17 protein-coding genes are annotated in these 21,492 nt (G+C 41.0%); 12 read left to right on the top strand and 5 right to left on the bottom strand.

Annotation, left to right across the window (positions count from 1 at the left end):
* Positions 1-247: 247 nt before the first annotated feature.
* From ilvG to ACZ5WS_RS02160, 8 genes are all read left to right on the top strand, one after another.
* Positions 248-1,897 (top strand): acetolactate synthase 2 catalytic subunit, encoded by a 1,650-nt coding sequence (gene ilvG / locus ACZ5WS_RS02195; protein ID WP_138569769.1) that lies wholly within the window; start codon positions 248-250, stop codon positions 1,895-1,897.
* Positions 1,894-2,136 carry an acetolactate synthase 2 small subunit gene (gene ilvM, locus ACZ5WS_RS02190; RefSeq protein ID WP_028834467.1) on the top strand — a complete coding sequence of 81 codons (243 nt, stop codon included), beginning with the start codon at positions 1,894-1,896 and terminating at the stop codon, positions 2,134-2,136. The genes ilvG and ilvM overlap by 4 nt, the downstream gene beginning before the upstream one ends.
* Before the next feature lie 101 nt (positions 2,137-2,237).
* Positions 2,238-4,094, top strand: a complete 1,857-nt coding sequence (ilvD, locus tag ACZ5WS_RS02185) for a dihydroxy-acid dehydratase (RefSeq protein ID WP_109875496.1) — start codon at positions 2,238-2,240, stop codon at positions 4,092-4,094.
* Positions 4,095-4,096: 2 nt separating this feature from the next.
* Positions 4,097-5,650, top strand: a complete 1,554-nt coding sequence (gene ilvA, locus ACZ5WS_RS02180; protein ID WP_464710405.1) for a threonine ammonia-lyase, biosynthetic — start codon at positions 4,097-4,099, stop codon at positions 5,648-5,650.
* 144 nt (positions 5,651-5,794) lie between these two features.
* On the top strand, positions 5,795-6,793 hold the full coding sequence (locus tag ACZ5WS_RS02175; protein WP_464710404.1) for an ABC transporter substrate-binding protein: 999 nt from the start codon (positions 5,795-5,797) through the stop codon (positions 6,791-6,793).
* A 102-nt stretch (positions 6,794-6,895) separates the two neighbouring features.
* Positions 6,896-8,083 carry a methyltransferase gene (locus ACZ5WS_RS02170; protein ID WP_464710403.1) on the top strand — a complete coding sequence of 396 codons (1,188 nt, stop codon included), beginning with the start codon at positions 6,896-6,898 and terminating at the stop codon, positions 8,081-8,083.
* A 10-nt stretch (positions 8,084-8,093) separates the two neighbouring features.
* Positions 8,094-8,759 (top strand): carbonate dehydratase, encoded by a 666-nt coding sequence (gene can / locus ACZ5WS_RS02165; protein ID WP_008112739.1) that lies wholly within the window; start codon positions 8,094-8,096, stop codon positions 8,757-8,759.
* A gap of 1 nt (position 8,760) precedes the next feature.
* Positions 8,761-9,405 carry a Rossmann-fold NAD(P)-binding domain-containing protein gene (locus ACZ5WS_RS02160; protein WP_464710402.1) on the top strand — a complete coding sequence of 215 codons (645 nt, stop codon included), beginning with the start codon at positions 8,761-8,763 and terminating at the stop codon, positions 9,403-9,405.
* Positions 9,406-9,453: 48 nt separating this feature from the next.
* On the opposite strand, the gene ubiK is transcribed toward ACZ5WS_RS02160, so the two are convergent.
* The gene (ubiK, locus tag ACZ5WS_RS02155) at positions 9,454-9,717 is read right to left on the bottom strand and encodes a ubiquinone biosynthesis accessory factor UbiK (RefSeq protein WP_008112735.1); all 264 of its coding nucleotides are present in this window, start codon (positions 9,715-9,717) and stop codon (positions 9,454-9,456) included.
* A gap of 113 nt (positions 9,718-9,830) precedes the next feature.
* Here ubiK and rep point away from each other — a divergent pair, with 113 nt between their 5' ends.
* The gene (gene rep / locus ACZ5WS_RS02150; RefSeq protein ID WP_010390360.1) at positions 9,831-11,849 is read left to right on the top strand and encodes a DNA helicase Rep; all 2,019 of its coding nucleotides are present in this window, start codon (positions 9,831-9,833) and stop codon (positions 11,847-11,849) included.
* A 13-nt stretch (positions 11,850-11,862) separates the two neighbouring features.
* Here rep and ACZ5WS_RS02145 read toward each other — a convergent pair whose 3' ends face one another.
* The 3 genes from ACZ5WS_RS02145 to elbB form a co-directional block, all read right to left on the bottom strand.
* The gene (locus ACZ5WS_RS02145; protein ID WP_464710395.1) at positions 11,863-14,427 is read right to left on the bottom strand and encodes a diguanylate cyclase domain-containing protein; all 2,565 of its coding nucleotides are present in this window, start codon (positions 14,425-14,427) and stop codon (positions 11,863-11,865) included.
* Positions 14,428-14,604: 177 nt separating this feature from the next.
* Positions 14,605-14,997, bottom strand: a complete 393-nt coding sequence (locus ACZ5WS_RS02140) for a c-type cytochrome (protein ID WP_008112730.1) — start codon at positions 14,995-14,997, stop codon at positions 14,605-14,607.
* A gap of 204 nt (positions 14,998-15,201) precedes the next feature.
* The gene (gene elbB, locus ACZ5WS_RS02135; protein WP_171039614.1) at positions 15,202-15,849 is read right to left on the bottom strand and encodes an isoprenoid biosynthesis glyoxalase ElbB; all 648 of its coding nucleotides are present in this window, start codon (positions 15,847-15,849) and stop codon (positions 15,202-15,204) included.
* Between the two features lie 510 nt (positions 15,850-16,359).
* On the opposite strand from elbB, the gene polA reads away from it, so the two are divergent.
* The 3 genes from polA to ACZ5WS_RS02120 all read left to right on the top strand — a co-directional run bounded on the left by polA (position 16,360) and on the right by ACZ5WS_RS02120 (position 20,695).
* Positions 16,360-19,095, top strand: a complete 2,736-nt coding sequence (gene polA, locus ACZ5WS_RS02130; RefSeq protein WP_109875472.1) for a DNA polymerase I — start codon at positions 16,360-16,362, stop codon at positions 19,093-19,095.
* Positions 19,096-19,592: 497 nt separating this feature from the next.
* A complete protein-coding gene (locus tag ACZ5WS_RS02125; protein ID WP_010390366.1) occupies positions 19,593-20,180 on the top strand; it encodes a YceI family protein in 588 nt (195 codons plus the stop codon).
* Positions 20,177-20,695, top strand: coding sequence for a DUF1285 domain-containing protein (locus tag ACZ5WS_RS02120; protein WP_178954684.1), 519 nt, complete (start codon positions 20,177-20,179; stop codon positions 20,693-20,695). The genes ACZ5WS_RS02125 and ACZ5WS_RS02120 overlap by 4 nt, the downstream gene beginning before the upstream one ends.
* Here the strand turns inward: ACZ5WS_RS02120 and yihA are convergent, their stop codons facing one another.
* Entirely contained in the window at positions 20,696-21,337 is a 642-nt protein-coding gene (gene yihA / locus ACZ5WS_RS02115) for a ribosome biogenesis GTP-binding protein YihA/YsxC (RefSeq protein WP_138607234.1), read from the bottom strand.
* Positions 21,338-21,492 lie beyond the last annotated feature (155 nt).

Below are 21,492 nucleotides of genomic sequence, written 5' to 3'. Positions count from 1 at the left end.
GTACTAATATAAAAAGACAGCGAAACAAGAGTTTCGTAATTACAGAAATTAAATGGTATTAAATTTTATGCTTAACAATGCACTTAACCTAGTCCTGATTATTATCGTGGTGATTATTCCCGCGAGGGCTTCGTAGTGCTTTAAAAAACTAAGCATTGAAAAGCCCTCCGCACTTAACCGTCCGGGGGGCTTTTTAGTTTTAAGATTAAATTTTAACGGGTTGTCACACAGGAATGAGGATTTACTAATGACAGGCGCAGAACTAACAATTGATTTACTTGCCAAGCACGGTGTAGATGAAGTATTTGGCTACCCAGGTGGTGCTATTATGCCCATTTACGATGCCTTGTATGGTGCGCCTGTAAAACATTACCTCACTCGCCATGAACAAGGTGCAGGATTTGCTGCTGTGGGCTATGCACGCAGTACTGGCCGCTTAGGTGTATGTTTAGCAACATCAGGTCCGGGGGCTACTAACTTAATTACCGCATTGGCTGATGCTATGATGGACTCAGTGCCTTTACTTGCCATCACCGGACAAGTACCGACAGCGGCTATTGGTTCTGACGCCTTTCAAGAAATAGACGTGTTGGGTATGTCGCTTTCATGCACAAAACACAGTTATATGGTTGAGCGAGCAGAAGATTTAGCCGAAATATTACAAGAGGCGATGCATTTAGCACAAAGCGGTCGACCAGGCCCTGTTTTGGTTGATATCCCCAAAGACATTCAAATGGCGCAAGTACCTTTTAAACCTTGGTTAGCGGTAGATGAATATTTGCCTCAACTAGATCTAAATCAAGTCGCTATTGCTAACCAACTACTCAGTGAAGCCAAACAGCCTGTTGCCTATGTTGGTGGCGGGGTCCATGCCGCTGATGCGCAAGCGCAGTTAATGCAATTTTTAAATAAAACGCAAATGCCAGCGGTTTCAACCCTTAAAGCATTGGGCAGTGTATTACCTGATTACGAATATGATTTAGGCATGCTAGGTATGCATGGCGGTCAAGCAGCTAATTTAGCGGTGCAAGAATGTGATGTATTAGTGTGTATTGGCGCACGCTTTGATGACCGTGTAACCGGCAATTTAGCTAAGTTTGCTGCAAAAGCAAACGTGATTCATTTAGACATAGATGCAGCCGAGGTAGGAAAACGCAAACCCGCAAAAGCGTCATTAATTGCTGATTTAAAAACGTCACTTCCTGCGCTTGAGTGCGTGGTTACACCAAAAGCGTGGTGCGATCATAGTAAAAAAATGAAGGTCAAACACGCGTGGCGCTACGACTACCCTGGTGAAAAAGTATTTGCTCCTTACTTACTTAATCAACTTAGCCAGCGTATGCCAAGCACTAGTGTGGTGTGTTGTGATGTAGGCCAGCATCAAATGTGGGTCGCCCAGCACATGAAGTTTAGCCACCCTTGTAACCACTTAAGCAGTGGTGGTGCAGGCACTATGGGGTTTGGTTTACCTGCCGCCATAGGTGCACAAATCGCGCGTAAAGATGACTTTGTGATCACCGTTTCAGGTGATGGTTCAATCATGATGAATATTCAAGAGCTTGCCACTATACGTCGTAATAATTTACCAGTAAAAATACTGATACTTGATAACCAGCGCTTGGGCATGGTGCGCCAATGGCAAGAACTATTTTTTGAAGGGCGTTACAGCGAAACTAACCTGTCAGACAACCCTGACTTTGTACAACTTGCTGCTGTGTTTGGCATTCCTGGGCAAACAATTACCCATGCCAACCAAGTGGATGATGCAATCACTGCTTTATTAAATAGCGATGGACCTTATATTGTTCATGCTTGTATCGATGATAAAGAAAACGTATGGCCACTTGTTCCACCTGGGGCTGCTAACGATGAAATGATGACGGAGAAAGCACAATGAAACACAGTTTAACTATTGCCTTAAAAAGCCAAAGTGTCGCAATCGAGCGCTTTTTACGTGTGGTGCGTCATCGTGGTTTTGATTTAACTCACTTACAGCTCAATATGGACGATGGTCAATATAATATGGCGATGACGGTTGATAGCGATAAGCCAATTTACTTGCTTACCAGCCAGTTAAATAAATTGGTTGATGTGAAACATGTAACGCTACAAAGCTTACAGCAACAGGCTGTATAAAATAAATTTAACGAATTTTACGAGTAACTGATTATTTGGTTATTCATCAATTTTTAGAATGAGGAATGCCCGCATTAATTGCGGCAAACACTGAGGTAACTATGGCTAAATTAAGAAGTGCAACTACCACTGAAGGGCGTAAACGCGCAGGCGCAAGAGCATTATGGCGTGCAACAGGCATGACTGATACCGACTTTGGTAAGCCAATTATTGCTGTTGTGAACTCATTTACGCAATTTGTACCGGGGCATGTGCATCTTAATCAGCTTAGTGAACTGATGGCTGAAACCATTACTCAGGCCGGTGGTGTACCAAAAGAATTTAATACCATTGCTATCGATGACGGTATTGCCATGGGTCACGGCGGTATGCTTTATTCACTGCCATCGCGCGATTTAATTGCCGACTCAGTAGAGTATATGGTGAACGGCCATTGTGCCGATGCGATGATTTGTATTTCTAACTGCGACAAAATCACCCCTGGAATGATGTTAGCGGCGCTGCGTTTAAATATACCCGTTATTTTTGTATCGGGCGGCCCAATGGAAGCAGGTAAAACCAAATTAGCGAATATCGATATTAAGCTCGATTTGGTTGATGCTATGGTTAAAGGCGCTGATGAATCGGTAAGTGATGCCGACTCGGAGCAAGTTGAGCGATCTGCATGCCCTACCTGTGGGTCGTGTTCAGGGATGTTTACCGCCAATTCTATGAACTGTTTATTAGAAGCAATTGGCCTTGCGCTGCCTGGTAACGGGACCACGCTTGCGACCCATAAAGACCGCAAACAACTATATGTTGAAGCGGGTGCACGTATCGTTGATTTATGCCGTGAGTACTATCAAAAAGATAACCAAGACGTACTGCCTCGTGCTATCGCTAATAAAACCGCATTTATGAACTCTATGGTGGTTGATATTGCTATGGGCGGTTCATCAAATACGGTATTGCATTTACTCGCAGCGGCACAAGAAGCCGGCGTTGATTTTGATATGTCACACATTGATGAACTTTCACGTAAAACCCCGTTTTTATGTAAAGTTGCTCCAGCTACAGCGCAATACCACATTGAAGACGTACACCGTGCTGGTGGCATGATGGCGATAGTTCGCGAGCTTGGAAAGGCAGGGTTAGTTGATTTATCGGTTAACCATGTTGCTGGTATGACAATGGGTGAACTGGTTAAAAAGTGGGATGCAACCGATCCGAATAACGAAGCTGCGCAAAAGTTTTATCGTGCTGGCCCTGCAGGTATTCGTACCACTAAAGCAATGAGCCAAGATTGTCGTTGGGATGAGGGTGATAACGACCGTGAAAACGGTTGTATTCGCAGTGTAGAACATGCATTTCGTCAAGATGGCGGTCTTGCCGTACTTTCAGGTAATTTAGCAATAGATGGCTGTATCGTTAAAAGTGCGGGTGTTGTTGATGAAATGCTGCACTTTGAAGGTACTGCTGTGGTATACGAATCACAAGATGACTCTGTAGAAGGGATTTTAAATGGCGAAGTAAAAGCCGGCGACGTGGTGGTTATTCGCTATGAAGGGCCTAAAGGCGGCCCTGGTATGCAAGAAATGCTATACCCAACTAGCTATTTAAAATCAAAAGGTTTGGCAGAGCAATGTGCATTAATTACTGATGGGCGTTTTTCAGGTGGCACGTCGGGTCTATCGATTGGCCACGTATCGCCGGAAGCTGCCAGCGGTGGCGCAATTGCTTATGTTGAAAACGGCGATAAAATTATCATCGATATTGCCACTCGAGAAATAACGCTGGCGCTAAGCGATGAAGAGCTTGAAGCTCGCAAGCAAAAACAACTGGCTCGTGGTAAACAAGCGTATAAACCGCTTAATCGTGATCGTTATGTATCATCTGCGCTTAAAGCGTATGCGCTACTTGCAACTAGTGCCGATAAAGGCGCAGTTCGCGATTTAGCCAAACTGGAGGAGCTTAGCTAGGTATGGTTTCTCAAGAACTCGATTATTTTCGCGCGATTATCCAAGCCAATATGGAGCCTTTAGCCAAGGTGACTGAGGTAAGTGAAATGGCCGAATTGAGTGCACGATTAGGTAATCATGTTTGGTTAAAACGTGAAGACCAGCAACCCGTGTACTCGTTTAAATTACGCGGTGCTTTTAATAAATTAAATAAGCTGCCTAAAGGCTCGGTTGTGATCACTGCATCCGCAGGTAACCATGCCCAGGGTGTGGCACTAAGTGCCTCACACTTAGGGCACAAAGCCACCATTGTGATGCCCGTGACCACACCTGAAATAAAGGTTAATGCGGTAAGGGCATTGGGTGGTGAAGTTGTATTGCATGGCCATCAATTTGATGCCGCAAAAGCGTATGCGCTGGAATTAACTGAGCAGCGAAACGGCGTATTTGTACCGCCATTTGATGACCCTGATGTGATTGTTGGTCAAGGTACGGTTGCCCGTGAATTAATGCAACAGCTCAACGATTTAGATGTGGTATTTATTCCTGTTGGCGGCGGCGGCTTGCTGGCAGGTATGGCGGTATATATTAAGTCGCTGCGCCCCGATATCAAAGTGATAGGGGTTGAGGCGAATGAAAGCGCCTGCTTAAAAGCTGCTTTAGTAGCAGGCGAGCCGGTAGAGCTCGATCGCGTTGGCAGTTTTGCCGATGGTGTTGCCGTTAAAATAATTGGTAGCGAAACATTCAGACTGGCACAAAAGTTTTGTGATGAAGTAGTTACCGTATCAGACGATGAAATATGTGCAGCCATGCAAGATATTTTTGTATCAACCCGTGCTATAGCTGAGCCTTCAGGAGCGCTTGCAACTGCAGGGCTTAAAAAATGGTCTCAGCAGTCGGGTTTAAAGGGGTTAAATTTAGCCGCTATTTTGTCTGGTGCTAATTTAAACTTTGATCGCTTACGTTATGTGGCTGAGCGCACTGCGCTGGGTGAGAAAAACGAAGCTTTATTAGCCGTGACCATTGATGAAAAGCGCGGTAGTTTTAAGCAGTTTTGTACATCTTTAGGTGGGCGTGCCATTACTGAGTTTAACTATCGTTATGCGGGGCCTGGCGAGGCGCAAATTTTTGTTGGTATTGCGCTACGTCAAGGGTTAGCAGAACTTGAAGAGCTTAAACAAAGTCTAACAGATAACAAATATACCTTTTGCGATTTGTCAGATAACGAATTAGCAAAGCTGCATGTACGCTATATGGTTGGCGGTAAAGCGCCAGAGCAGTTACATGAACGCTTACTAAGGTTTGAGTTTCCAGAGTACCCAGGCGCATTGGCGCGCTTTTTAGATACGCTGGGTAGTAACTGGAATATCACTTTATTTCACTACCGCAATCATGGCGGGTCAATGGGGAATGTATTAGCAGGCTTTGCTATTGAACCAAGCCAATATGAGATGTTTAATGAGCACTTAAATCGGCTAGGTTACAGTGTCCAAGACGAAACCGATAACCCCTGTTTTACTCAGTTTTTAACTACCCAACCTCAAGCAGAAAAGCTTGAAAAAATCGCTCTAGCCTAACTCTATCCTAAGCAAGCATCTTATCCCGATGCTTGCTTTATTAGCTGTTTTACATATAGTTATAATTAATTATCATGTTTATGGAAGCCTGCTTTGCTACTTAAAGGAATAATAATTAGCACCTGCTTTTTTTGTAGCCAGTTAATGGCGCAGGAATCAGTGACGTTACAATTAAAGTGGACGCACCAATTTCAATTTGCTGGCTATTATATGGCCAAACAAAAAGGCTTTTATAATGAGGCCGGTTTAGACGTCAATATAGTTCCTGCCGATCCAAAACGGCCAAATAGTTTTGGTGCGGTAGAGCGAGGAGAGGCGCAATTTGGTGTAGCACATTCAGGTATATTAGAACGCCGTATTGCCGGTGAACCCTTTGTAGCCATGGCTGCCATATTACAGTTTTCTCCTTACTGTTGGATGGTAAAAGAAACTTCAGATATTTTTCATGCTCGTGATTTTATTAACAAGTGTGTAAGTGAAGTCAGCAAAGAGAGTAATTCTGAGTTACTAACTATGCTTAAGCGCAGTGGTATTGATACCGAAAAACTGGCTGTTTACAAAGGCGATGAATTACAACAAGCATGGATGGAAAATAAATTAGATGCCATAGAAGTGTATGTTACCGACCTACCTTATCATATGGATCAGCAAGGGGTTGCTCATAGACTTATATGTCCGCAACGTTATGGGATGGATGTATACGCGGATATTTTATTTACCAGCGATAGTATGGTTAAGTATCACCCCGACACGGTAGAAAAGTTTTATCAAGCAAGTTTAAAAGGGTGGCGCTACGCGGTAATGAATATGGATGAAGCCATTGCCATAACCCAACAGTTTTATGCGCCTGATCGCAGTTTTCATCAACTGGCCTATGAGGCTGAGGTACTTAAAGACTATATTGCTCCACCGAGTACTACTGTGGGTAATATGTCGATGGCTAAATGGCGTTTAATTGCTGACTTATATGAGATTGATCAAACAAAGTTTGATGAAGTAAAAGCTGATTTTATTTATAAATATAAAAAGCAAGAAACACTGCAGCTTTCTTGGATGCTAATTGCGGCTATTATAATAAGCATTATTTCTATCCCTCTGTATTTACGTTTAATACTTAAATCGGCTAAACAAAAGCGGGTATAAGGTTAAGCAATTCCCTTGCTCTGCGAGGTTAAAAAAATAACCGCTTAATTAGGTGCTATTGTGCTGGTATAATTAAGCGTCTTTTTTATATCCTAAGCTGTTATGACCTTAACTGAGCAATTTTCTGCCCTCAACTCTTTGCTAATGAATACTCGCTTGTATTGGCAGTGTACTGCATTTGATTTTGACGCTTTACCTTGGCCTGAATTACATGCTCCTTTGAGCGCTTTATCCGATCAGGCGGTTGCTGAATTAGACTCTGATCAAGAGCAGCTCTATCAGTTTTTTTCATCCTATATTCCCGCTGTTGAGCAACTTAGCCGATTAGTTTCATTACCTGCCATTACCAACACTCGGAAGGAGTACCCATTTTGGATCAGTAATGGTATTAAAGGTCGAAAGTTTACTCAGCTACAAGATTTTGTTGGCGCATTGCCCACTAGTAATCAGCCTGTATTAGAGTGGTGTGCAGGTAAAGGCCATTTAGGGCGAATGTTAGCTTTTAATGGTGCGCAGAGTGTACACAGCGTTGAGCTACAATTTCACTTGTGTGAACAAGGGAAAAAAAGTGCACAGCAGCAGGGACTTGCAATACAATTTAGCCAAGCCGATGTACTTAAGGATAGCATTCAGGATTTTTTTAGCCCACACACTCATGCCGTCGCTTTGCATGCCTGCGGTGCGTTACACCAAACTTTTATGCATCAAGCCAGTGCAGCAAAAGTACCACAAATTAGCTTTTCACCTTGTTGTTATCATTTATTTACTGATAATAATTACCAAGCGATGAGCGAGCATGCTCAGCAAAGTCGATTAAACTTAACTCACAGAGATTTAAAGCTCGCCCTGCAAGAAACTGTTACAGCTCCTTCGCGAGTAGGCAAAGTGCGAAAAACAGAAGTGGAGTGGCGACTCGGATTTGATGCCTTAAGAAAGTCACTTACTGGTGAGTTAGGGTATGTCAGCGTCCCTTCAGTGAATAAAGCGATATTTTCAGATTCGTTTGCAGCATTTTGTAACTGGGCGGCAGACAAAAAAGCCTTAAAACTGCCAAAAGATATTGATTACAATAAGTTTTTATTGATTGGGCAGGCGCGAAAAAAAGTAACAGAGCGAGTTGAACTGGTTCGACATGTGTTTAGAAGAGCAATAGAAGTTTGGCTTGTGCTCGATCGTGCTTTATATTTGCAGCAGCAAGGCTATGACGTCAGTGTTAATACATTTTGTGAGAAGCAATTAACACCCCGTAATATTTTAATTTTAGCCAGTTTAAAAACGCCCTCAACCTAAAAGAGATGTAATGAGAAATTTAAATAACTTACTAGAAAATAATAAACGCTGGGCATCTAGAACGAGCGAAGCGAACCCTGAATTTTTCAAAATTTTATCGATGCAACAAAACCCAGAATACTTATGGATAGGTTGCTCTGATTCACGGGTGCCAGCTAATCAAATTGTTGATTTATTACCGGGTGAGTTATTTGTGCACCGTAATGTTGCCAACGTGGTTGTACATACCGATCATAATTGTTTATCGGTTATGCAGTACGCGGTCGAAGTATTAAAAGTAAAACATATTATGGTTGTTGGCCACTACGGTTGTGGTGGTGTGCAAGCGGTACTAAACGAGGACCGCTTTGGCTTTATTGATAACTGGCTCCGCCACGTTGGTGATGTAAAAGAAAAACACCTAGAGCAACTTAATGCTCTGCCAGAAAAACAACGTCTTGATCGTTTAATAGAGCTTAATGTGATTGAGCAAGTGCGTAACGTATCTCGCACTAGCATTGTTCAAGATGCATGGTTAAGAGGCCAGGAACTCACGGTGCATGGTTGGGTATATGGCTTAGAAAATGGTCATTTGCATGACTTAGAATCGGTAGTTAGTTGTGCTGAAGAAGAGTGTGAAAGCTATAAAAAAGCAGTACACCATGTACTAAATAAATCTGCGGACAGTCACCTTTAATATGGCCAAAACGGCGCTAATAATCGGCAGTACCGGCTTAGTTGGCAGTCAGTTATTACAACAGCTGTTAGCATCTTCTTGCTATTCAAAGGTAGTGAGTTTATCGCGCCGCCAATTAGACTTTTCCCACTCTAAATTAATTAGCCATGTTATTGATTTTGAAAATTTGACGCATTATGTTGAATTGTTCAAAGGTGACGTATTCTTTTCTTGCTTAGGGACCACATTAAAGCAAGCGGGCAGTGTGGCTGCACAACGTAAAGTTGATTTTGAATACCAATTTATTTGTGCGCAAATGGCGGCCAATAACGCTGTTCCGCATTATTGTTTGGTATCGTCAAGTGGCGCAAATGCGCATAGTATGAGCCGTTATTTAAAAATAAAAGGAGAGCTTGAGCAGCAGGTGAAGCAGCTTGGCTTTGCACGCTTGAGTATATTGCAACCGTCTTTATTAGTCGGCGAGCGTTCAGAGCTTAGAATTGCAGAAAAGCTAGGTGAGGTGGTACTTCCACTGCTAACGCGTTTTGGTATCCTCAAACGGTATAGACCCATTACCGGTGAGCAAGTAGCTAATAAATTGCTGAGGGTAAGCATAGAGCAGCAACAAGCAACGGGTTATTATGTGCTGGACGAGCTATTTGAATAACTGAGTGATTAGCGCCATAAAGCAGGTTCGTCTATGGCGTTATATTTATTATTCAGCGTCTGTTTTTGCCGATAATTGCTGTTCAAGTATTGCCACTTTTGCTTCTAATTCAGTTAGCTTTTCACGTGTGCGGATCAGCACTTGGCTTTGAATATCAAACTCTTCACGGCTTACAAAGTCCATTTCGGCAAGCTTATTTTGTAACACTTGCTTAGTTTTACCTTCAAGTGTGTCAGCCAGGTTTTTTACACCTTGTGGCATGTTATTAGTGATCTGTTTCGCAATTTCTTCAAGTTTTGCTGGGTTAATCATAGTCGTCCCTTGCCTGTTGCCTAAAATGATAATAACTAATATTACCTTATTGGCTAGGCGTATTGTAGTGATTACGTTAAAATTGCCCGTCTTTTTGCAATCAGCTGGTCGTTATGAAACTCAATCCTAAACAAGATGAAGCGGTAAAGTACATTAGTGGTCCTTGCTTAGTATTAGCCGGCGCAGGCTCGGGTAAAACGCGAGTTATCACCAACAAAATTGCTTACTTAGTACAAAAATGTGAGTATCAAGCGCGTAATATTGCGGCGGTTACCTTTACCAATAAAGCGGCTAAAGAAATGCGCGAGCGGGTTTTGCAAACCTTAGGCAAACAAGAGTCTAAAGGTTTATGGGTGTCTACCTTTCATACGCTTGGGCTTGAAATCATTAAAAAAGAGTTAAAAACACTGGGTTTTAAACCCGGTTTTTCGTTGTTTGACGACCAAGATACGAATCAATTACTCGGTGATTTAACCGAAGACGAGCTTAAAAAAGACAAAGACTTACTGAACCTGCTAAAAATGCAAATTGGTAGTTGGAAGAATGAGCTTATTTTACCAGAGCAAGCTATTCGCGAAGCCAGAGAGCCGCAAAAGGCATTGTTTGCTCAGTTGTATGCGCGTTACCAAAATCAATTAAGAGCGTATAACGCGCTGGATTTTGATGATTTAATTATGATCCCCACGCTGCTTTTAAGTAGTAATGCCACATCACGTGAGCGATGGCAGCAGCGTTTTCGTTATTTACTGGTGGATGAATATCAAGATACCAATACCAGCCAATATCAATTAGTGAAATTGCTGGTAGGCGAACGAGCACGCTTTACTGTGGTGGGAGATGACGATCAGTCAATTTACTCTTGGCGTGGTGCTCGTCCACAAAACTTGGTGTTATTAAGTAAAGATTACCCTGGGCTTCGATTAATAAAACTAGAACAGAACTATCGTAGTGCTGGGCGCATTCTTAAAGCGGCCAATATCTTAATTGCAAATAACCCCCATGAGTTTGAAAAAAAGCTCTTTAGTGAGTTGGGCTATGGTGAGCAAATTAAAGTCATTGGCTGTCGCGATGAAGAACATGAATCAGAACGTGTGGTCGCAGAGATTATTTCTCATAAATTTATGAAACGCACCAGCTATAAAGATTACGCTATTTTGTACCGGGGTAACCACCAAGCGCGGGGCTTTGAAAAGTCGTTAATGAGTAACCGAATCCCGTATAAAATTAGTGGTGGAATGTCGTTTTTTTCACGTTCTGAAATTAAAGATATCATGGCTTACTTACGTCTTTTAGTGAATCAAGATGATGACAATGCTTTTTTAAGAATTGTGAATACCCCACGTCGTGAAATTGGTACAGTCACGCTTGAAAAGCTTGGCACCTTAGCTAATGAAAAACACCAAAGCTTATTTGCGACCTGCTTTGATAACGACTTAGGATACAGACTAAAAGGACGTGGTTTAAATGCACTAGCTGGGTTTGCCCGGTGGGTGGTTGAGCTTTCAGATAACGCAGTGCGCAGTGATACACTGGAGGCGGTGAAGGATTTAGTGCGTAATATTAATTACGAAGCTTACTTGTATGAATCATCGCCTAGTGCCAAAGCCGCTGAAATGCGGATGAAAAATGTGTCCGAGCTGTATCGCTGGATAACAGACATGTTAACAGGCGATGCCGATAATCCGCCAATGACACTGGCTGAAGTAGTTAGTAAATTGACCCTTCGGGACATGCTAGAGCGAAACGAAGAAGAAGATGAAGCTGATGCCGTGCAATTATTAACTTTGCATGCCTCAAAAGGACTCGAGTACCCCTATGTATTTATGGTCGGTATGGAAGAAGGATTGTTGCCACACCAAGTAAGCATTGATGAAGATAATGTGGATGAAGAGCGCCGCCTTGCCTATGTAGGTATTACCCGCGCGCAACAAGAGCTGACTTTAACCTATGCTAAAATCCGCCGTCAGTTTGGTGAAACATCACAAACAGAGCTCAGTCGATTTGTGCAAGAGTTACCGCAAGATGACTTAGCCTTTGAAAACAAAAAAGCGCCTAACACCCAAGCTGAACGTATGGAAAAAGGCCAAGCTCGGGTTGCAAATTTAAGAGCAATGCTGAAAAAGCCACAATAAGGTGTGTTTAGCGCTATTTTAATTCTGAGTTTTTAAGTGTAGCTGGTATAGCGCTGGTTAGTGGGTGCTGTTTAGCAACGAATAGGTTTATGCCGTGTTTATCCAAAAGAGCTCTAAAGTTTAATATTGATGGGCCTTTAGCTATCACTTTTATCTGTTTAAGCTTAGTAATAGCCAACACCCCCTGCAACTGTAAATCGTAGCTTTCTTGTTGTAATACTCGTTTACTGAAGGTGGAGCTAAGGAGTAAATAATCACACTCTACTTCAGTCACCAAATTAAGCTCGCATTTGTCTTTTGCGAAATTGTTTAAGCCAATCGAATGACCGAGTTTTTTAAGCTGTTTTAAGTTCTCTAATTGCTGTGCGCTGGCATAACGCAGCTCCTGCTCATCAAACAACAAGCAAAGCTGTTCATTGTTTACCGGTTGTTTTAGTGTCGCTTTTAGTAAAGAAAATTCATGCTCTTCTAACAGTAAACTGGAGCAAGGCAATAGCGCAACGGCTATTTCTGCATTTTGTGCTTGTTGATAAGCTTGTTGGATGAGTTGTAGTTCAACTTTGGTATGTTGTTCTTTATCATTCGCAAATTTCTTTAAAATATCAAAACTGGTAAAGCCAAGGACTGGGTGTTCACCAAAAGCCTCAAATAACGATGCACTCTGATAATGCTCATCCAAGGTGATAATATCTGAGCTACGAAACGTCATAGGCAATACATCAAGGTGATGCAATGTTTGTGACTCATGTTGCAACATAGGCTCAGTGAGCAGTGGATGAAATAACTCAAAGCGGTTTTTACCTGAATTTTTAGCATAATACATAGCAGCATCGGCGTCGCGAATGATTTCATCGGTATGTTTATAGCTTTGCTTTGAATAGGTAATCCCAATACTGGCGCCACTTTGTACACACACGCCTTTAGTACAAAACGGCTTTTGCATAATTTTAATTATGCGATTGGCAACATCTTCTGCCTGGTTTGGCTCAGTCAGGTGGGTCAGTAATACTACAAACTCATCTCCGCCTAAACGCGCTAATAAGTCATGTTCACGAATACATTGTGAGAATAATTTACTAACACTAATTAAAAACTCATCACCGGCATGATGCCCGAGCTGATCATTGATATCTTTAAACTTATCAAGGTCAATAAACAATACAGCAAAGTGCTCATTTGGATTGCGTTGATAATATTGCAGGGTTTTTTCTAGTTGAGTTAAAAATAAATTCCGATTTGGTAAGCCTGTTAGTGAGTCATGGTGAGCATCGTGATAAAGTTGTTGTTCTATTTTTTTACGTTCATCAATTTGCATTTGCAAATGTAAATTTGCTTGGCTCAATTCTTTAGTTTTTTCATTAACTCGTGAGGCAAGTTCTTGGTGGCTCTTTTTTAGTGCCTGTGAAGCTAATTTTGTTTGTAATACCGTGGCAATTTGATGCGATACAAAGGTGATTAGCTCTGCATCATCATGTGTAAAAAGGTGTTCATTATTATAAGCTTGGCAAACAATTAACCCTATAACGCCTTGCGAAGTTTTTAGCGGAGCGCCTAGCCAGCTGGTGGCTCTCTTGGATTCATCAATTGGTTTTTCACGCTCTACAATGCCACTATTTAATAACTCTTGTGCTCTTTTCGGATGAATTATTTGTGTTTCTTCGGTGCTTATAACCAGTTCACTGTAGCCTTTTGCAAAGCGCCGTGGTTGAGTGCTGCCTTGGAATTCATCAACACTGTAGGGAAAACTGATCCAACCTGATTCTTTATCATACAAGGCAATATAAAGGTTTTTTGCGTAAGTAATGGTTTTTATTATTTCGTGTATTTGAAAATAAGCATCATCTAAATTTTTGGCTTGGGTTGTCAGCTCTGAAATTTTGAATAATATTTGCTGGCGTTGCAGGGCACCTTTTCGCTGTTGTATTTCAACATTTAAAGCGTCATTACTTTGCGTTAATGCTCGGGTTCTTAATTTTACTTCTGATTCGAGTAACTCTCGTTTTTTAACCCGTTCAATTGCGGTGGCTAAATAGAGTGACATGGCCTCAAGCAGGTTTATTTGTTGAGAACTGTAACCTTGTTCTGTGTCGTAACTTTGCGCGGCTAACACACCAATAATGTTTCTTTCTTGATAAACGGGAACGCCTACCCAGTGTTCTGCAGGTGTACCCAATGCTTTAAATAAGCCTTTCTGGGCAGCATCATGCATTTGCTGTTTGGTAAAGTAAGTGGTTTTCCCTTGCTTGAAGACATAACCCGTTGCGCCTTCTTCAAAATTATTATCTCGATTAAGTGGTACTGCAATGCCATCTTTTTCATCAGAAAAATAAGATAATTCTAACTGTTGTGATTGGGGATCAACCAGCACCACATAAAAGCTTTTACTCGGAACATACTTTTGTAAAATGTCATGAATAGCAGGGTAAAGTAAGGTTAGCTCGGCAACAGTACTTGCTTGCTCTGATAATTGTATCAGGGCATTGTGGAGGTGGTAGGCATGTTTGTACTTTTTTAATAGTGCTTTTAGTCGTTTATTTTGGCGCACTACGCTATTAGGTACAATAAGTTTATCTTCCAATGATGTTTAACCAGTTATAATTTTTTGTATAGTTATTAATCATTATAGTTCCACTTTTAACATTTTGCGTCAAGTAGATATTTTTCTTAATTATGTAGCTAAAACTCATGAATTAGAAACAAAAAAGGCTTACTAAAACGTAAACCTTTTATTTAAAGCATTTTGACTTGGCTAATTTTAGTTAGCGGTCATGAAATCGATTGCTGCGCTTATTTCATCATCAGAACAATCCATACACGTTCCACGCGGTGGCATGGCATTAAAGCCATTGATCGCATGATCTAATAAGGTGTCTTTTCCTTTAGCGATACGAGGAGCCCAATCGTCAGCTGATTTAGGAGCGCCTAAAGCACCTGTGCCGTGACAAGCAAAACAGGCTGCTTGATATACTTGCTCGCCTGAACGAGGACCTGTTGGTGCAGCAACCGCTACTTTCTCACCTTCAAGGTAAACAGCACCAATAGGCGCTAAACGTTTTTTAATTGCATCTTCAGTCATAGAGTTATCATATGGCTGTGCGTATGCGGTGGTTGCTAGCACAAGTAATGCTGCAGCTGATAGTTTTTTCATTTTGCCTTGCCCACTTCAATTTGAACGTGATCAATCACGATTTTAAATGACGGAATTTAGACCAATTATAACTCCACTCAGTGATTTATAAAATGCTCAGAGTCGATTTTATTTATAAATACGACTAATGATTGTCTTAACTCAATAAATTACCAAAATAAAACGGGATCATTAGACATCTAAATGCGATCAGAATCCTTACGACTAACTCATAGCCAATACGTTACGTACTAGTTTTTCGATTCCTGCATCGGCATCCATAATTGATTGTGCCAACATATAAGCAGGTGTTGTAACCAGCTTATTATTTTTATCAATAACAATATCATCCACTTTACACTCAATATGCTCAGCGCCTAATGTGGTTAAAGCATCGGCCGTGTCGCTATCATTACCAATAGTGAGCTGTGGTTTATTATAAATGAATGGCAATAAAGCGGGTGCAATACACATATAACCGGTGGCTTTATTTGCTTTTGCAAATGCTTTACAAGCGCTCAGTACTTCGTCATTTACTTTCGCGTTAGTGCCATTAATAGCAAAGTCAGATAAGTTTTTAGCTACACCAAAGCCGCCAGGAATAATTAAAGCGTCAAATTGTGTAATGTCTAATTCAGCGAGTGACTTTATATTGCCACGGGTGATTCGAGCCGATTCTACTAATACATTACGCGACTCTGCCATTTCTTCACCAGTAATGTGATTAAGAGTATGGTACTGCGTAATATCGGGCGCAAAACACTGATATTTCGCGTTGTTTTTTTCAATGTGTAATAAAGTAAGCACTACTTCATTAATTTCACTGCCATCAAATACGCCACAACCTGCTAAAATTACCGCTATATTTTTCATATTATTTTGCTCCATTGAAGTCATTTTAATAAAGTTTAACACGACGAATCAGCCTATCTAAAAATTTATTTGCTGGTTTTTTAGCCGCAAAGTAAGTTGTTATGCGCTATATGCCATTTGATAACTAGTAAGGGTAAAAAAAATTATAAAGGATCGCTATGATCTTTGATCCATTATGCTAGAATGCTCATCCAGTTATTTAAATGGACGTAAATAATCAAAGTGGGTTACAACACCAGTAACGGTTTAAATGCCTTTTCCACATTGATAGAAGAATAATAAAAAAGAACCTCGAATTATCTTTTTTTAAACAAAACAATAAATTACAAACTAATCTAAGCATTTTACTATGTTTCGGATGGATGGTTAGTGGGTGTTATCTACATAGTTATCCACAAGTTGCTAAAAATGTAGCGCCCTTAATCACATTAATTCACAGTCGTTTTATTTACTGCCTTATGGCATGCTTATACTTATATTACTTTTTTGTATTTAGGATCCAATTTTACCATGGCTCAGATCCCCGAAAACCCGCTTATTCTTGTTGATGGCTCTTCATATTTGTTTCGTGCTTATCATTCTCCACCTCATTTAACTAATTCTAAAGGTGAAGCCACTGGCGCCATTTATGGCGTGGTAAACATGTTGAAAAGTTTGATCAAACAATACGATCCCTCACATATGGTGGTGGTGTTTGATGCCAAAGGTAAAACTTTTAGAAATGACATGTACAGCGAGTATAAAGCGAATCGTCCGCCAATGCCTGATGATCTGCGTACCCAAATAGCGCCGCTACATAGCATTATTAAAGCGATGGGCTTTCCATTAATTAGTATTGAAGGTGTAGAAGCCGATGACGTGATTGGTACATTTGCGCGCATTGCTTCTGAGCAACAACGCCATGTATTAGTATCAACTGGCGATAAAGATATGGCGCAGTTGGTTAATGAGCATGTTACTTTGATCAATACCATGACCGACAGTATTTCAGATCCCGACACTGTGGTTGAAAAGTTTGGTGTTGGACCTGATCTTATTATCGATTATTTAGCCTTAATGGGCGATAAAGTAGATAATATTCCTGGTGTTGAAGGGTGCGGGCCTAAAACTGCAGTTAAATGGTTACAAAAGTACGGATCGCTTCAGGGCGTAATTGATAATGCTGCTGATATCAAAGGTAAAATAGGTGAAAAGCTTGCAAAAGCGATTGATCATTTACCATTAAGCTATGAACTTGCCACTATTAAGTGTGATGTGGAGGTTGAATCTGATCTTGATACTTTTAAATTGCAAACACCGAATAAAGACGAATTAATTGCCTTATACGGTGAGTGTGAATTCCGTCGCTGGTTAGCTGAATTACTAGACAATCCAAAAGATGCTGACACACATTTAGCGGTCCCAACCCAAGAGAATGAGTTGCCAAAAGTTGAAGATGCGCACTATGAAACGATTTTAACTGAGGCCCAATTTAATACATTGATAGAGCAGCTCAATGAAGCAGAGCTATTTGCTTTTGATACTGAAACAACCAGTTTAGAGTATATGAAAGCGCAGTTGGTAGGTATGAGTTTCGCAGTAAAAGCAGGGGAAGCCGCCTACTTACCGGTTGCACATGATTACCCAGGTGCGCCTGAACAGCTAAGCCTTGAATTTGTGATGCAAAAGCTTGGGCCAATATTAGCTGACGAAAATAAAGCTAAAGTTGGTCAAAATTTAAAATATGATAAAAGTGTGCTTGCCAATGCTGGCTATGAATTAAATGGTATTAAGTTTGATACTATGTTGGAGTCTTATGTTTTTAACAGCGTAGGTACTCGTCATGATATGGACTCATTAGCACTTAAATATTTAGGCCACAAAAATATTAGCTTTGAAGACATTGCTGGTAAAGGTAAAAAACAGCTCACGTTCAATCAAATCGAACTTGAAAAAGCGGCGCCTTATGCCGCAGAAGATGCCGATATTACTTTGCGTTTACACCAAGTACTATGGCCGAAACTTGAAGCGGATGAAAAGCTTAAATCGGTGTTTGAAAATATAGAAATGCCACTAGTAAGCGTTATTTCTGACATTGAGCGTACCGGTGTTGCTATCGACAGCAATATGTTGGCCACGCATAGCCAACGCTTAGGTGAACGATTACTTGAGCTTGAAAAAGAAGCGTTTGAAATCGCAGGCGAACCGTTTAACTTAAGCTCGCCAAAGCAATTACAAGTACTGTTATTTGAAAAGCTAGAATTGCCTGTTATCAAAAAAACACCCAAAGGCGCGCCTTCTACAGCAGAAGAAGTACTGCAAGAATTAGCACACGATTACCCATTGCCTAAAGTGATTATTGAGCATCGCGGTTTATCTAAGCTTAAATCAACTTACACAGATAAATTGCCACTGATCGTGAATGAGCAAACCAAGCGTGTGCATACTTCTTATCATCAAGCGGTAACAGCAACGGGTCGATTAAGTTCAAGCGATCCTAACCTACAAAATATTCCTATTCGTTCAGAAGAAGGGCGCCGTATTCGTGAAGCCTTTATTGCTGCTGATGGATATAAAATTGTGGCGGCCGATTACAGCCAAATAGAGCTGCGTATTATGGCGCATCTTTCACAAGATAAAGGGTTGCTCAATGCCTTTGCAAATGGCTTAGATGTGCATAGCGCTACAGCTGCTGAGGTATTTGGAGTTGAGCTTGAAGAGGTTACATCTGATATGCGCCGTAAAGCTAAAGCCGTTAACTTTGGCTTAATTTATGGCATGTCGGCATTTGGTCTGGCACGTCAACTTGATGTACCACGCCATGAAGCGCAGCATTATATTGATAAATATTTTGAGCGTTTCCCAGGTGTTTTAGAATACATGGAAACGACCCGTGAAAAAGCAGCAGAAAATGGTTACGTAGAAACTATTTTTGGCCGCCGTTTACATTTACCAGAAATAAATGCCCGCAATGGAGCACGTCGCAAAGGCGCTGAGCGCGCAGCAATTAATGCCCCTATGCAAGGCACTGCTGCCGATATTATTAAAAAAGCCATGTTAACAGTACATGCATGGGTTAACCAGCAAGCGCCTAATACGGTTAAGCTACTTATGCAGGTACACGATGAATTGGTATTTGAGATTAAAACAGAGTGCACTGAGCAATACACTCAGCAAATTTGTGAGCTGATGTCACAAGCGGCACAGCTAGATGTACCACTTATAGTTGAAGCTGACGAAGGTGATAACTGGGAACAAGCGCACTAATTTGGTATGCCAAGGATGCCTTGTCTTAGGTAAACACAACAGTTAAAAAGAATTATTTAAAAGCGCCAATAGGCGCTTTTCTTTTAGCTTGCAGGTTAAAAAAAAGTTAAATTAAACAGCAGTTTGTATTAAATCGTTAGAGGTTCGTCAATTCGCTTCGAATATCGATAATATGCTTGTATTTTTACGCTTGCTTTTGGTAAAGTGCCGCCCGTCCTCATCCTGTAGGACATCCTGTTGATGATGCATCGTAAGATGCAACGTATTGATAGCTTCTCCCCAGTTTGCTATATCGGCCTATCATATATTTGATGGGCCGTTTTTTTATAGCTTTACTCCAAAGCGTTAAATTTATTCTCTAATTGCACTTAGCGTTTCAAGTGATACCATCAGTTTACTGTGCGTTTTCGTTTTACCTCAGCGTATTAGTGATTTTCAATTTGACTGTTCAAAGTATTATTTTTTCGGGTATAAATCTTTTATTTTAGGAGTGCATTATGTTTAAAACGTTAGCTGTAGCAGGTTTATCTTTATCATGTTTACTAGTTTCAGGTGTTGCATCGGCAAACTGGCAGTTACTCAACGATAAAAGCCAATTAAGTTTTGTCTCAATTAAAAAAAATAGCATTGCTGAGGCAAGCCATTTTACTCAGTTATCAGGGCAATTGAGTGAGCAAGGTCAGTTTAGCGTAAATGTTGATTTAACCTCTGCTGAAACGTTTATTCCTATTCGTAACGAGCGCCTAAGCAAAATTTTGTTTGAATCTGACACATTTGCAAATGCAGTATTAACCGCTGACCTATCTGATAAATTGTCACTTATTAAGCAGCCTGGGCAGTACGTATTAAAAGGTGTTAGCGCCGAGCTAGACTTTCACGGTCATAAAAAGCCACTTGCAGTTGATGTACTTGTTAGTAGTGCGGAAAACGGGGATTTAAGCGTAGCATCATTCAAGCCTATTATTATTAATAGCGATGACTTTAAAGTCACCGAAGGGATAATGCAGTTACAAAAACTAGCCGGCTTACCTTCGATTGCTACTGCGGTACCGGTTACTTTTGCACTGACCTTTAAAAAACAGTGATTTCTCTTAACGAACTTAGTAAGCAACTAAGCGAGCCAAGTAAACCTTTTGAACAATGGCAGCCTGCTCATTGCGGGCAATTGCCACTGCTGATTGACGAACAAGGTAAATGGTTTTATGCGGGTAGTGAAATTACCCGCCAAGCCATGATAAAGCTGTTTGCTAGTGTGTTGTGTCGCGAAGATGGACAGTTTTATTTAAAAACGCCAGTAGAGAAAATTGCGATTGAGGTTAAGGATGCGCCATTTATTATTGTAAGTTGGCATCGTGAGTCGACCTCTGATGGTGATGTTATTTGTTGTATTGATAACCTACAGCGTACCTGGCTACTAAGTCGTGCTGAGCTGCTACATATTAATAATTACAAAGCCGCTGCAGTGCCTTATATGCAATTACCCTATGGTTGTTTTGCGCGAGTTGCCAGAAATGTGTTTTATCAGTGGGCTGAAATAGCCGAAACTGATGAGCTCGGCTATTTTATTACCTCCGCGAATGAGCGGTTTTATTTAGGGTAATTACTCTGTGTCAGCAGGTGGAATTGCTACGATTGGACCTAAGTACCACTCATCTAACTTTTTAGCGACTTCTGGTAAGCCTGTGCCTTTAAGTGATGAAAAAGCATGAACTGTTATATCGCCATCTAATTCACTCAATTCACGACGAACACTAAGTACCTGTGATTTACGTGGACCTTGCTTGAGCTTATCTGCTTTAGTTAATAGTGCCAATACTGGAATTTCACTACCTACAGCCCAATTAATTAAATCGCGGTCTAAATCTTTCAATGGGTGACGAATATCCATCAACACCACAATACCTTTTAAGCTTTGACGTTTTTGTAGGTATTCGCCTAGCGACTTTTGCCATTTCTTTTTCATTTCAATAGGCACTTTGGCAAAGCCATAACCTGGTAGGTCAATTAGGCGCATGTTATCTACATCGGCAAGTTCAAATGTGTTGATCAGCTGAGTACGGCCAGGTGTTTTACTAGTACGTGCTAACTTTTGATCGGTAAGGGCATTAAGCGCACTTGATTTACCTGCATTTGAGCGACCGGCAAACGCGACTTCAATTCCCGTATCAGCAGGTAATTTAGTGATGTCTGGCGCGCTTGTAACAAAAGACGCAGTGTTATACTTGATACGAGATTTGAGCACAGGCTCTCCTAAAACTAAAAAAAATAACATTGGGTAAACCAAATTCACCCGTGGCGCGTATTTTATACTATAAAGTAGCTATTAAAAAGTGTATTTGAGCATGTAAAACCGTTGCTGATGGTACATTTTAACTGGCTTAGCGATTAATTTTACTC

This window comes from Pseudoalteromonas sp. 11L1 (assembly GCF_055397545.1).
This window is presented reverse-complemented; position numbering and strand designations above follow the sequence as displayed.

What these genes read in the sequence shown, in the direction of transcription:
- rep (WP_010390360.1), top strand. Translation starts at nt 9,831, where the DNA reads ATGAAACTCAATCCTAAACAAGATGAAGCGGTAAAGTACATTAGTGGT.
- ACZ5WS_RS02175 (WP_464710404.1), top strand. Translation starts at nt 5,795, where the DNA reads ATGGCGCAGGAATCAGTGACGTTACAATTAAAGTGGACGCACCAATTT.
- ACZ5WS_RS02125 (WP_010390366.1), top strand. Translation starts at nt 19,593, where the DNA reads ATGTTTAAAACGTTAGCTGTAGCAGGTTTATCTTTATCATGTTTACTA.
- ilvD (WP_109875496.1), top strand. Translation starts at nt 2,238, where the DNA reads ATGGCTAAATTAAGAAGTGCAACTACCACTGAAGGGCGTAAACGCGCA.
- ilvG (WP_138569769.1), top strand. Translation starts at nt 248, where the DNA reads ATGACAGGCGCAGAACTAACAATTGATTTACTTGCCAAGCACGGTGTA.
- elbB (WP_171039614.1), bottom strand. Translation starts at nt 15,849, where the DNA reads ATGAAAAATATAGCGGTAATTTTAGCAGGTTGTGGCGTATTTGATGGC.
- can (WP_008112739.1), top strand. Translation starts at nt 8,094, where the DNA reads ATGAGAAATTTAAATAACTTACTAGAAAATAATAAACGCTGGGCATCT.
- ACZ5WS_RS02170 (WP_464710403.1), top strand. Translation starts at nt 6,896, where the DNA reads ATGACCTTAACTGAGCAATTTTCTGCCCTCAACTCTTTGCTAATGAAT.
- ilvA (WP_464710405.1), top strand. Translation starts at nt 4,097, where the DNA reads ATGGTTTCTCAAGAACTCGATTATTTTCGCGCGATTATCCAAGCCAAT.
- ilvM (WP_028834467.1), top strand. Translation starts at nt 1,894, where the DNA reads ATGAAACACAGTTTAACTATTGCCTTAAAAAGCCAAAGTGTCGCAATC.
- polA (WP_109875472.1), top strand. Translation starts at nt 16,360, where the DNA reads ATGGCTCAGATCCCCGAAAACCCGCTTATTCTTGTTGATGGCTCTTCA.
- ubiK (WP_008112735.1), bottom strand. Translation starts at nt 9,717, where the DNA reads ATGATTAACCCAGCAAAACTTGAAGAAATTGCGAAACAGATCACTAAT.
- ACZ5WS_RS02140 (WP_008112730.1), bottom strand. Translation starts at nt 14,997, where the DNA reads ATGAAAAAACTATCAGCTGCAGCATTACTTGTGCTAGCAACCACCGCA.
- ACZ5WS_RS02160 (WP_464710402.1), top strand. Translation starts at nt 8,761, where the DNA reads ATGGCCAAAACGGCGCTAATAATCGGCAGTACCGGCTTAGTTGGCAGT.